Source organism: Desulfuromonas carbonis (genome assembly GCF_054658035.1).
In genome coordinates this window covers 852,507-864,545 of sequence record NZ_BAAHXR010000002.1, presented here as the reverse complement: position 1 = coordinate 864,545, position 12,039 = coordinate 852,507, and the positions used below count along the sequence as shown (strand labels likewise).

The window sequence follows — 12,039 nt, the reverse complement described above, 5'->3', positions numbered from 1 at the left end:
GTTCAATCCAGGGGGTGGTTGCTGGTCAGCAGCAGGCCGATGCCGAGGTAGGTGAAGAGAACGACGGCGAACCCGGCGATCGACAGCCAGGCGTAACCAGTCCCCTGCCAGCGGCGGACGAACTTGGCGTGGCACATACCAGCGTAGAAGAGCCAGACGATGAAGGACCAGACCGCCTTGACGTTCCAGGAAAAATAGAAGCCCCAGGCGATGTAGGCCCAGAGGCTCCCCCAGAGCATGCAGAAGGTGAAGAGGCAGAATCCGAGAAAGATCGCCTCTTCGTTGAGGCGGCGCAACTCGGGGAGGCCGGGCAGGAGCGGCGAATGCCAGCGTTTTTGGACCAGGTAGAGAACGCCGAGGGAAAAGGCCATGGCAAAGAAGGCGTAGCCGAAGAAAGAAAAGCCGATGTGCAGGGTGAAGAGCGGGGTATCGAGGCTCGGGATCAGCGGCGGAATCGCCGGGTCGCGGGGGAGCGCGCTGCCGAGCAGGAGCAGGTTGAGGAACATGACGAAGAGGCCGGTCGCACCGATGCGGTAGCGCAGTTCGAAGTAAAGAAAGGTCGCGGCGAGGGCCCAGCTGAAAAAGAACTGGGTCGCGAAGAGGTTGGTCACCGGCAGGAACCCGGCCAGCCACCAGCGCTGTGCCAGGCAGATGCTCTGCAGAAGGAAACCAAGGCCAATCAGGCGCAGGGCGTTGCGCACCAGCCCCCGGTTTCGATACCGCAGTTGCAGCAGGTAAAGGATGACCGCCAGCAGGTAACTGGCGAAGGCGGCGGCAAGCAGAATGCGGGTCAACAGCAACATCGGCGGAAACTCCGCAGGCGGTGACGGTCCGGAGAGGGAAGGGAGGGTTTGGCCCGGTAGCATAAACCAAACCGGCGCCCGCGCCAAGCCCGTAACGACAGCCCGTAACGATTGTCAACCAGGCATCTCCTTGAGGTTGACAGGGCCGGGCCGTCATGCTAGCTTCTTCGCCCATGAATCCGACCCTTTACAGCCTGCGCATGCACAGCACCCGGGAGGGAAAACATATCTCCGGCGCCGAAAGGATCGTGCCTGCCGAAGAGCTGGCGCGCGCCGGCAGGGACCTGCTGCAACGGGCTCTGGACCACACCCGCGGTGCTGCTGACGAACTGCGCCTGAGTGCCGAGGCGCTTGATCCGGCAAAGATTCGCTACGGGCGCCTGCCCCAAGTACGGACGCTCCCCGTTGCCGATTACCAGGCCGGTCGCCGCCTAGCGGTCGATCTCCTGATCAAGGCCGGCGTCAGCAGGCTGGCCGTCGATCAGGCGCTGGCGGCGCTGGTCGCCGGTCCTGCCCCGGGCGGCGTCAGCATGCGCGGCGCGATGCTGGTCGACGCCGACAGCGGCGCCCGGCTCGAGGCGGACCCTGCCCGCGGGGTTCGCGCCAGCCGCATGGACCTGACCCGGTCGGCGGATCGTATGCTGCGCCGTCGCCTCGCCCGGGTCGGTCTGAACAACCCCCACGTTCGCGAGGCCCTGGTCCTCGCCGCCAAGGTCCTGGCAGCCCCGGGGATCGTCGCCGAGCTCTGCTGGTCCGATGATCCCGATTACCCGGCCGGTTACGTGGCGACGGCAGTGGACGGTTACCTGCGCCTGCCCCACCTCAAGCCACTCGGCGAAGAGCGCGGCGGTCGCGCCTTTTTCTGGCGTTCCGGCACCGCCAGCCTGGAGGAGACGGTGACCTTTCTCGAACGCCAGGTGCTGCTCATTGACCAGGTCGGCACCATCGCCCGCCCTCCGGCGCAGGAGTCCTGACATGGAAAAGTGGCGCCGTGAACTGGAAGCCTTGCGCGCCGACGGCATGTACCGCTCGCTGCGCACCGTCGACGGCCCCCAGCAAAGCCGGGTCATGGTCGAGGGACGCGAGCTCCTTCTCCTTTGCTCCAACAACTACCTCGGGCTCGCCAACCATCCGGCGCTGATCGAGGCGGCCTGCGCGGCGACCGCCCGCTATGGCGCCGGGTCCGGCGCCAGTCGCCTGGTCTCCGGCTCGATGCGCCCCCATGTGCGTCTCGAAGAGGCCCTGGCCGCTTTCAAGGGGTGCGAAGGGGCGCTCCTCTTCAATTCCGGCTATGCCGCCAACACCGGGATTCTGCAGGGGCTGTTCGGCCCCGGTGACGTGATCTTCTCCGATGCCCTGAACCACGCCTCGCTGATCGACGGCTGCCGCCTGTCCGGAGCCCGCACTGTTGTCTATCCCCACGCCGACTGCGCCGCCCTGGAAGCCCTGCTCGCTACCGAGGCGCCGCAGCGCAAGGGGCGCTGGCTCATCGTCAGTGACGGCGTCTTCAGCATGGACGGCGATCTGGCTCCACTCCCCGAGTTGGTCCGCCTCAAGGAACGCTTCTCCGCCCTGCTGATGATCGACGATGCCCACGGCACCGGGGTACTCGGTCCCCATGGTCGCGGCACGGCCGAGCATTTCGGCTGCCTCGACCAGGTCGACCTGCACATGGGAACCCTGGGCAAGGGGCTCGGTGCGGCCGGCGCCTACCTCGCGGCGGCGCGGCCGGTGATCGATATCCTGATCAACCGCAGCCGTCCCTTCATCTTCTCCACCAGCCTGCCGCCGGCGGTTGCCGCGGCGGCCGAAGCGGCGCTGGCCATCGTCGCCAGCGACGAAGGCGCCCGCCTGCGTCGGCAGCTGGAAGAGAACCGTCGCCGTTTCAGCGCGGTGCTGAGCGCCGCCGGTCTCGACCTGCTCGGCAGTACCACGCAGATCGTGCCGGTGCTGACCGGGGAGCCGCAACCGACCATGGCAGCCGCCAACCGTCTCTTCGAACGCGGTATCTTCCTGCAGGGGATCCGGCCGCCCACCGTCCCGGTCGGCAAATGCCGGCTGCGGGCGACGGTCATGGCGAACCACGATCCTGCCGAACTGGAGCGGGCCGCGGCAGCGATCGTCGCCACCCTGGAGAACCTGCCGTGAGGCGGCATCTTCTCGCCGATGGCCGCAACCTGGCCTGGCGCCAGCAGGGGAGCGGTGCGCCGCTGGTGCTACTGCATGGCTGGTCGATGTCATCGGCGGTCTTTGGCGAGGTGCTGCCCCTGCTCGGGGCGAGGCGCCTGGCCCTCGCTCCCGACCTGCGCGGGCACGGGGACTCCTCCCCGGGGCCCGGCTACGCCCTCGACGATTTTGCCGCCGATCTCGAAGGTTGGCTGCTCGCCAGCGGGCATCGGCAGATCGATCTCCTCGGCTGGTCCCTCGGCGGCCAGGTGGCGATCCGCCTGGCGCGCCGTCGTCGGATCGAGGTCAGGGCGCTGCTGCTGGTAGCAACAACACCGAAATTTGTCGCCGCCGGCGACTGGCCCCACGGCCTCCCGGCCGGGCAGGTTCGGGTCATGGCCCGCGACCTCGTCCGTGCCTATGCCAAGACCCAGGGCGACTTCTTTCAGCTCCAGTTTGCCGGCGAAGCGATTCCGCGCCAGCGGCTGCGCGAAATTGTCTCCTTTGCCGTTCGGGGCGGGAAACTGGCCCCCGTGGAGGTGGCGCTCGCCGCGCTAGAGACCCTGAAGGAGGGCGACCTGCGCCCGGAGCTGACCGAGCTTCCCTGCCCGGTCCTGGTCCAGCAGGGAGAACTCGACCGCATCACCCTGCCGGGTGCAGCCGCGGCTCTCGCCGCCACCTCTGCCCGGGGGCTCCTGGAGCTGCTGCCGGAGCGTGGTCACGCCCCCTTCCTCAGTGCCCCGCAGCAGAGCGTCGAAACCTGGGAGGCGTTCCTGTCATGACCCCCCTGCGTCCCGTCGACCGGGCCAGCGTGAAGCGCAACTTTGCCCGCCAGGCCAGCGAGTACGAGCGCCACGCCCGGGTACAGCGCCAGGTCGCCCAGCGCCTTGCCGGGCTCCTGGACGGTGTCGACTGGCCGGCCGGCCCCATCCTCGAGGTCGGATGCGGTACCGGGCTGCTGTCGGGCCTCTTAAGCTCCCGCTGCGCTGAAGCGTCCCTGATCCTTTCCGACCTCGCCCACCCGATGACCTGCTGTGCCGCCAACCTGCTCCCCGCTGCCTCCGCCGTCGATGCCGATGCCGAGACGCTCCCTTTCGCCAGCGGGAGCTGCGGCCTGGTCGCTTCCGCATCGGTCTACCAGTGGCTCAATTCCCTCCCCAGCGCCCTAGCCGAAGCGGGACGCATCCTGCGCCCTTCAGGCGTGCTGGCCCTCGCCCTCTTTGGCGGGCGGACCCTCCACGAACTGCGCACCTCACACCGGCGGGCGGTTGCCGAGAGCAACAGTCTCCAGCCCTCCCATGCCCTCGACTTTCCTGATCTCGGCGACCTTCAGGCCGCCCTGGCGGGGAGTGGCCTCTCCCCCCTCCAGCTTTTCAGCGACGAGGTGTCTGAAACCCATCGGGATGTCGCCAGCCTGTTGCGCGGTCTTAAGGGGCTCGGAGCGTCCAACGCCGCCCGTAGCCGCCCCCCCGGCCTGGCGCGCCGGGATGTCATGCAGCGGATGACCCAGATTTACCAGGCCGAGTTTGGCCGGCCCGGATCGATCCCGGCCACCTACGAGGTGATTTATCTGCTGGCGCGGAAAGTAGGATAGCTGCATCCTCGATGGCGATCAGAGGAGAAGCTTTGGGCCAGGGACTTTGGTTTTCGTGGGATGAGCAGGGGCAGGGAGGGTCAGAGGAGCTGCAGGATCACGCACTTGAGGTATTCGGTCTCCGGGCAGGCGAGCAGCACCGGGTGATCGAAGGCCTGGCCACGAACCTCGAGCAGGCGGGCCTCGCGGCCGGCCTGGTGGGCCGCCTGGCGCAGCAGGCCGAGGAAGGTTTCGCGGTCAAGGTGATGGGAGCAGGTGCAGGTGACGAGGATGCCGCCGGGGACGACCTGTTCCATCGCCCGGCGGTTGATGGTCAGATAGCCGCGCAGCGCTTCGGGAAGTTTTTTGCGGCTCTTGACGAAGGCCGGCGGGTCGAGAATGACAGCGTCGTAGCCGGGACCCTGCTGGCGCAGGCGCTCGAAGACATCCCCCTGTTCGAACCGGCAGACCTGGTCCAGACCGTTGCGGCGCGCGTTCTCCGCCGCCAGGGCGACCGCACCCGGGGAGATGTCGATGCCGGTGACACTGGCGGCACCGAAGTGCGCGGCGTGCAGGGACCAGCCGCCGCCGTAACAGAAGAGGTCGAGGACCCGCCCCCCGGCCACCCGGCCGCGCAGCGCCTGGTGGTTTTCCTTCTGGTCGAGGAAGGCGCCGGTCTTCTGCCCGCCGAGGAGGTCGACGCGGAAGCTCAGTTCCCCTTCGCGAAAGCAGAGCGGGTCGGGGAGGTCACCGGTCAAAAGCTCGACCTGCGGTTTCAGCCCTTCCAGTTCGCGGACGGCGACATCGTTGCGGGCGACGATCGCCCGCGGCTGGAAAAGCTCCTGCAGGGCCTGCAGCACCAGGTCGCGCCGGCAGTCGATCCCCCAGGTCAAAAACTGGACCGCCAGGACCTCGCCGTAGGCGTCGACGACCAGTCCCGGCAGCCCGTCCGCCTCGCCGTGAACCAGGCGCACACCGTCGCGGTGGCCATAGAGCCGATGGCGGTGGGCGGCGGCCTGCTCCAACCGTCGACGATAGAAGTCGGGATGATCGATATCTTCGCCGCTGCGGCTGAGGACGCGGACGGCAATCAGCGAGTGGGGGTTGAAATAGCCGTTGCCGAGATAGGCCTGCCGTGATGAGCGGATTTCCACGGCGGCGCCGGGCGGGAGGTCGGAGGGGAGGTGTTCGATTTCGTTGCTGAAGACCCAGGGATGGCCGGCGCGCAGGCGGCGATCCTGCCCCGGGCGCAGCAGAAGCTGGTGCTTCAAGGGCAACTGCCGGGATCGAAGAGGGCGCCGACAATCATCCGCGCCGGGTCGGAGATGACGGTGTAGAAGACTTCGACGCCGTCACGGCGCCCGTCAATGATCCCTTTGTTCTTGAGCAGGGCGAGATGCTGGGAGACGGTCGCCTGCGGCAGCCCGAGGCATTCCCAGATCTTCTTCACGTTACAGGACTGGGACATCAGGCCGGCAACGATCTTCAGCCGCACCGGGTGGCCGAGGACCTTGAGGATCTCCGCTTCACGATCGCAGTTGAGGTCCTTGTTGAATTCCACACGATCCATTGCTATTCTCCCGATCTCAGGCCCGAACGATTATTCGAATATGCGGATTTTAGTTGGGCCGGTGAATGCTTGTCAATACGATTTCGTGTATTATGTGGAAATAATTGGGTTCAAAGCCAGCCTCAAGTCTGCCTTCGACCCCTCACTTCTGCCGGTGCGGCGACCATCACTGGCCGCGCTTCTCGCCCTCGGAAAGGAACCGACCTTGTTGCAACGACTCCTCCTTCTGCTGATCCTGGTCAGCTGGCCGGCGACGCCTGGTGCCGAGGAAATAGCCGCGGACCGACCGGTCCTGGAAACACAGGTCCTTTCCTTCGACGAACTGGTCGGTCGTGAATTTTCCTACGACATCTCCTTCCTCTGGTTCGACCGCCTCGCCAAGGGGCGTTTCAGTCTCCTGCCCGGGGAGCAGCCCGGCACCTACCGGGCGGTGCTGGAGGCGCGGACCCTGGGCGTTGCCGCCTGGCTGACCCAGGACCGGGTGCAGAGCTACGTCGCCCTGATGGAGCGGCAGCCGGACGGCCAGCTGCGCTCGCTGCGGTACGAATCACGGATCATCCGGCGCCGCGACAAGACCTTGATCGAACGGACCAAGCGTTTCACTTTCGATCACGTGCGGCGGGAAGTGCGGATGGAAAAACTGGCCGATGGCAAGCAGGTCTGGGAGGAGGTCAAACCGATGGCGGAGAGTACGCCCAACGACATCCTCACGGCTTTTTTCAATTTTCGCGCCGGCTACTTCGGCCCTCTTGAAGCGGGTCGCCACTACCTGGTGCCGACCTTCAACCGTCAGGGGGCCGGCAATATCGAAATCGACCTGCTGGCGAGCAAGGACCGAAAAGGACTCGATTTTTTCCCCGGCGGCGGCCTGGTCGCCCGGATCAAGGTCGATCCGGAGATTTTCGATTCGGAGGATGGCGGGATCTACGTCTGGCTCGATGATCAACTCCGTCCGGCCCGCGGCATCGTCCAGAACGTCATCGGTCTCGGGGACGTGCGCGGCAGCCTGCGTCCCTGAAATTTCATCCTGAGGAAGTGCCATGACCCAACGCCGCATTTTCGTCGTCGGCCACCGCAACCCCGACACCGATTCCATCTGCAGCGCCATTGCCTATGCCCGGCTGCGCCAGCGCCAGGGGGTGGAGCATATCCTTCCGGCGCGGGCCGGCAACGTCAACCGCCAGACCGAATTTGTCCTTGAGGAGCTCGGCATCCCGCAACCGCAGTTGCTGATCGATGTCTATCCCCGGGTCAAGGATGTGGTCGGCCGGGAGGTGGTGACCATTGACGGTGGAGCACCCCTGTCGCGGGCGCTGGAACTCTTCCACCTGCACAACATCCGTCTGCTGCCGGTGGTCGACAACGATCGCCGCCCGGTCGGCATGCTGGTCCTGAAGCGGGTCGCCGAACGTTTCCTGGTTCCCCGCGAGGAGAGCGCAATCCGCCGCGTCCAGGCTTCACCGGCGTCGCTGCGCCGTTGCCTGAAGGGGACGGTGCTGGTCGGCGACGAGCTGGAAACGGTCGAGGAGCTCTCCCTCTACGTCGGCGCCATGGCCTCGGCCACCTTCGATGCCAAGCTCGCCGGACTCGAAGGCCGCCGTCTGGTGCTGCTGACCGGCGACCGGGAGAATATCCAGCGCAAGGGGATCGAGATGGGGGTAAGGGTGCTGATCGTCACCGGCAACCTGCCGGTCGCGCCTGGTTTGCTGGAAATAGCCGCGAAACGCGGGGTGACGGTCCTCTCCACCCCCTTCGACACCGCCACCAGCGCCTGGCTGACCCGCCTTTCGACCCCAATCTCCCACCTCGTCGACGGCGAGGTCACCAGCGTCAGTCTCACGGACCGCCTTGACGATTTGCGCCTCAAGCTGACCCACGGCAAGGACCCGGGTGTGGTGGTTCTCGACGAAGAGGGACGGGTGGCCGCGGTGGCGACCAAGAGCAACCTGCTGCAGAGTTCGCCGCTGCAACTGATCCTGGTCGACCACAATGAGCTCGCCCAGGCGGTCCCCGGTGCCGATAAGGTCGAGATCACCGAAGTCGTCGATCATCACCGCCTCGGCAATTTCCACACCGAAGCGCCGATCCGCTTTATCAACCAGCCCCTCGGCAGTACCTGCTCCGTCGTTGCCTCCCTCTATCGCCAGGCCGGACTCGAGCCGGAGCCGGAAATGGCCGGTCTGCTCCTTGCCGGTCTCCTCTCCGACACGGTGATCCTCAAGTCGCCGACCACCACCCCCAGCGACCACGAGCTGGCGACCTGGCTCGGGCGTCTTGCCGGCCGCGACCCCCAGGAGTTCGGCCGCCGGATCTTCGCGGCGGGGAGCGCCCTGGCCGCCTACGCCAGCCTGCGGCAACTGCTGCTGGCCGATTTCAAGGAATACAGTGCCGGCGAGCAGTCCTTCGGCGTCGGGCAGGTGGAGGTGGTCAGCTTTCACGAATTCCAGGGGATGAAGGAGGCGATCGCCGCCGAACTCGGCAAGCTGCGCGAAGAACGCCGGCTCGATTTCGCCGGGCTGCTGGTCACCGACATTGTCCGCGAGACCAGCCTGCTCCTCGCTGTCGGCGGGCGCGATCTTTCCTACCGCATCGGCTATTCCCAAGTCGACGCCAACCTCTTCGATCTCCCCGGGGTCCTCTCGCGCAAGAAGCAGCTGGTTCCGCACCTGCTCAAGGCCTTCAAGGCCTAGCCGCGGGGGCCAGCAGTTCCAGCAGTTTTGCGGCGCTATGGACCGGCGCCAGGCAGGTGTGGTCGCGGCAGAGCTGGGCGGTTGGTCCCGGTTCCGGAGCGGGGCCGCTGCCGCGCCGCCAGACCAGGCCGGGATAGAAGCCCTGCTGGACTGCCGCCAGCAGCGGACTTGGCGCCGTCTCCTCCGCGCCGGGCCAGAAACTGAGCTCCGCCTCCGGCGCGAGGGCGACATCGAGGGCGCAGAGCGCCTGGGCATAGGCCGCCGGATAGCGTTCGATTTCCGGCAGGGAAAGGGCCAGCAGTTTTAATCCACGCGCCGTCAGCTCCCGCTGGCCGCTCACCCGTCCCAGGCGCAGCAGCACCCCGATCGCCACCGAAGTGCCGGACGGGATCGCACCGTCCTGCAACGACCGCCCCCGGCCGAGCACCTCCTCGGCATCCCTGCCGATGTCAAAGAGCCCCCCTTCGCCGTCGCCAAAGAGATCTTCCATCGCCGTCGCCAGCTCAAGGGCGAGTTGCAGGTCTTCCGCGAGCAGCTGCGCCTGGTGCAGTTCGAGCAACCCCCAGCAGAAAAAGGCGTAATCTTCGAGGAAGGCGGGAATCGCAGCCTCGCCGTCGCACCAGCGCCGCAACAGCCGCCCGGTGGCGGTGCGCAGGTGGCCGCGGACAAAATCGGCCGCCGCCCTTGCCGCTGCTACCAGGTCCGGCCGGCCCAGGGCCGCTCCGGCCTTGGCCAGGGCGGCAATCGCCAGGCCATTCCAGCCGGTGAGGAGTTTGCGATCGAGATGGGGACGAAGTCGCCGGGTGCGGGCGGCCAGGAGCGCTATCCGGGCCTGTTCCAGCTGCTCCGCCGTCACCGGGTCCGGAGGGGAATGCCTTCCGAGCAGGTTCGGGATGCTGCGCCCTTCGAAGTTGCCCGCGGCAGAAATATCGAAGTGGCGGCAGAAGAGTTCGGCACGGTCATCGCCCAAAACGGCGTGAACCTGAGCCGGCGTCCAGAGATAGAAGGCCCCTTCCTCCCCCTCGGAATCGGCGTCCTCACCGCAATAGAAGCCCCCCTCCCGGTGCTGCAGGTCGCGCAGCAGGTAGGCCGCCGTTTCGATCGCAATCTGTGCCAGGGCGGGGTCGCGTCTGACCTGCCAGGCCTCGTTAGCCGCCAGGATCAGCAGCGCCTGGTCGTAGAGCATCTTTTCGAAATGCGGCACCAGCCAGCGCGCATCGACCGCGTAGCGGTGGAGGCCGAAGCCGAGCTGGTCGTAGATGCCCCCCCGCCGCAGGGCGAGGAGGGTCGCGACGGCCATCTCCTCGGCGTCTTCACTGGCGAAGCGGGCGCCGAGGCGCAGCAGCAGGGAGAGGTTGTGGGGGGCCGGAAACTTGGGCGCGGCGCCGAAGCCGGCGTGGGTAGCGTCAAAGGTCTGGCGATAGAGTTGGAGGGCCTGGCGCAGCGGCTGGCCACCTGGCTGCTTGTCGGGAGCGCTGCGGCTGTTGCGCTGGCGCAGGGAGACGGCGAGCTGGGTGCCGGTGGCGAGGACGCGCTGGCGCTGCCCCTGCCAGAGCTCGACAATCTTCTCCAGCAGCGGGATCAGGCCGAGAACCCCGGGACGGGACCGGGGCGGGAAATAGGTGCCGGCGAAGAAGGGTTGGCGCTCCGGGTCCAGGATGACCGTGAGCGGCCAGCCGCCGCTGCCGGTCATCATCTGGCAGGCCGCCATGTAGGTGGCGTCGATGTCGGGACGCTCCTCACGATCGACCTTGATGGCGACAAAATGCCGGTTGAGCAGGGCGGCGACTTCCTCGTCCTCGAACGATTCGTGGGCCATGACGTGGCACCAGTGGCAGGTCGAGTAGCCAATGGAGAGAAAGACCGGTTTCTCCTCCGCCCGCGCCCGGGTAAAGGCGGCTTCGCTCCAGGGATGCCAGTCGACGGGATTGTCGGCGTGCTGCAGCAGGTAGGGGCTCTTTTCCCGGGCGAGACGGTTCGATCGCGGCCGTTCCCGCGGGGACGGCTTGTCGCGGCCGGGGGGTGGGGCGGAGGGGGTGGGCATGACAGCACTCCTTGGCAGAGAGGCTACCATTCTAGCATGAACGCCGGGTGGGGCGACTGGAGGGGCGCGGCCGGGCGGTGGGCTGCGGACATAAAAAAGCCCCGTGAAGGAGGGGTATCACGGGGCAAAAACCCCCCGGCCTTTTGGGGGTGCCGGGGGAAGCATTGGCGGGAGTCTACCCGAATCGGCCCCGTCGTGCAACCGGAAAGAAATCATCCCGGGAGAATTTTTTTAAGGAGACGGTTGGCGGGCGGCGGACGTAAAAAGGCCCCGTACACGGAGGGGGGGTGCGTACGGGGCCAAACCTTTGGACTGGTAAACCAGGCCAAAGCTCGTGGCGATATTAAGGGGACAAAAAAGAAATTTCAAGGGAAAAATGGCCGATCTGATATTTTTCTCACCGGCCGTGAGACAACCCCAGCAATCCGGGAATTTCAGCGAGGGAGCGGATCTCCCGGCAGCCGGTGTGAAACGGGCCGCCGGCGTTCATGGCACCGGGGATGACGAGGCAGGAGAGGCCGGCGCCGAGGGCCGCCTCGGCACCACGGGGGGAGTCCTCGATGACAAGGCAGCGCTCGGGGCGGGCGCCGCTGCGGCTGAGGGCGAGCCGGTAAGGTTCCGGGTGCGGCTTGGAGTGGTGGTAGTCTTCGCGCACCAGGCAGAATTCGAAATAGGGGAGGAGGCCGCTGTGACGATGGATCGCCTCGAAATGGTGGCGACGGGAACTGGTGACGATCGCCATGCGAACCTGGCCGTGCAGCGCTTCGAGGGTGGCGATAACCGCCGGTTGCAGCGGCGCGCCGGCCGCCAGCAACTCACTGTAGCGCCGGTCGCGCCAGTCGCGCAGGGCGTCGATGGTCCAGGCGCCGAGGTCGGTGCCGGTGGCGAGCTGGAACACGCTCTCGCCCCGCTGCAGGGAAATGGTCCGGAAGTCTGCCAGGTCGAGGTCGATGCCGACCAGACCGAGGGCTTCGGCGCTCGCCTGGAAATAGAGGTCCTCGGTAGCGACCAGTACCCCGTCATTGTCCCAGAAAATCCAGTCCATGCCGTCTCCCCTTGGCGCAACGTCTCTGCCCAGTATAGGCCGACTCCCAGGCCAGGTCCATAACCGGTTACAGGGAGGGTCGCCCGCAGGGGAGGAGTCCCGGTCGCCCGGGGAATGAAAGCGGGATATAAATTGCCATAAAATGCTA

Annotated in this window: 11 protein-coding genes; 6 read left to right on the top strand and 5 right to left on the bottom strand. The window is 66.6% G+C overall.

What is annotated here, in order from left to right; all coding sequences use genetic code 11:
• Nucleotides 1-2: 2 nt before the first annotated feature.
• Nucleotides 3-803, bottom strand: coding sequence for a cytochrome c biogenesis protein CcsA (gene ccsA / locus ACYQ8E_RS06385; protein ID WP_066727710.1), 801 nt, complete (start codon nt 801-803; stop codon nt 3-5).
• Nucleotides 804-976: 173 nt separating this feature from the next.
• On the opposite strand from ccsA, the gene ACYQ8E_RS06380 reads away from it, so the two are divergent.
• From ACYQ8E_RS06380 to bioC, 4 genes are read left to right on the top strand one after another with little or no spacing between them, the layout of a single operon-like run.
• Nucleotides 977-1,777: a 6-carboxyhexanoate--CoA ligase gene (locus tag ACYQ8E_RS06380; RefSeq protein WP_066727709.1), complete on the top strand. Its 801-nt coding sequence runs from the start codon at nt 977-979 to the stop codon at nt 1,775-1,777.
• Between the two features lies 1 nt (nt 1,778).
• On the top strand, nt 1,779-2,951 hold the full coding sequence (gene bioF / locus ACYQ8E_RS06375) for an 8-amino-7-oxononanoate synthase (protein ID WP_066727708.1): 1,173 nt from the start codon (nt 1,779-1,781) through the stop codon (nt 2,949-2,951).
• The gene (locus ACYQ8E_RS06370; RefSeq protein WP_066727707.1) at nt 2,948-3,751 is read left to right on the top strand and encodes an alpha/beta fold hydrolase; all 804 of its coding nucleotides are present in this window, start codon (nt 2,948-2,950) and stop codon (nt 3,749-3,751) included. Before bioF ends, ACYQ8E_RS06370 begins: the two co-directional genes overlap by 4 nt.
• Nucleotides 3,748-4,563 carry a malonyl-ACP O-methyltransferase BioC gene (gene bioC, locus ACYQ8E_RS06365; RefSeq protein WP_066727706.1) on the top strand — a complete coding sequence of 272 codons (816 nt, stop codon included), beginning with the start codon at nt 3,748-3,750 and terminating at the stop codon, nt 4,561-4,563. The genes ACYQ8E_RS06370 and bioC overlap by 4 nt, the downstream gene beginning before the upstream one ends.
• 80 nt (nt 4,564-4,643) lie before the next feature.
• Here the strand turns inward: bioC and ACYQ8E_RS06360 are convergent, their stop codons facing one another.
• Both ACYQ8E_RS06360 and ACYQ8E_RS06355 read right to left on the bottom strand, forming a co-directional pair.
• Nucleotides 4,644-5,813: a class I SAM-dependent rRNA methyltransferase gene (locus tag ACYQ8E_RS06360; RefSeq protein WP_231875330.1), complete on the bottom strand. Its 1,170-nt coding sequence runs from the start codon at nt 5,811-5,813 to the stop codon at nt 4,644-4,646.
• On the bottom strand, nt 5,810-6,112 hold the full coding sequence (locus ACYQ8E_RS06355; RefSeq protein WP_066727704.1) for an ArsR/SmtB family transcription factor: 303 nt from the start codon (nt 6,110-6,112) through the stop codon (nt 5,810-5,812). The genes ACYQ8E_RS06360 and ACYQ8E_RS06355 overlap by 4 nt, the downstream gene beginning before the upstream one ends.
• Before the next feature lie 208 nt (nt 6,113-6,320).
• Between ACYQ8E_RS06355 and ACYQ8E_RS06350 the strand changes: the two genes are divergently transcribed.
• On the top strand, nt 6,321-7,130 hold the full coding sequence (locus ACYQ8E_RS06350) for a DUF3108 domain-containing protein (protein WP_459860436.1): 810 nt from the start codon (nt 6,321-6,323) through the stop codon (nt 7,128-7,130).
• 22 nt (nt 7,131-7,152) lie between these two features.
• On the top strand, nt 7,153-8,802 hold the full coding sequence (locus ACYQ8E_RS06345) for a putative manganese-dependent inorganic diphosphatase (protein WP_459860435.1): 1,650 nt from the start codon (nt 7,153-7,155) through the stop codon (nt 8,800-8,802).
• Here ACYQ8E_RS06345 and ACYQ8E_RS06340 read toward each other — a convergent pair.
• Complete coding sequence (locus ACYQ8E_RS06340) at nt 8,792-10,846, bottom strand: thioredoxin domain-containing protein (protein WP_066727701.1); 2,055 nt, start codon at nt 10,844-10,846, stop codon at nt 8,792-8,794. The genes ACYQ8E_RS06345 and ACYQ8E_RS06340 overlap by 11 nt on opposite strands.
• 397 nt (nt 10,847-11,243) lie before the next feature.
• Nucleotides 11,244-11,891 (bottom strand): HAD family hydrolase, encoded by a 648-nt coding sequence (locus tag ACYQ8E_RS06335; protein ID WP_066727700.1) that lies wholly within the window; start codon nt 11,889-11,891, stop codon nt 11,244-11,246.
• Nucleotides 11,892-12,039 lie beyond the last annotated feature (148 nt).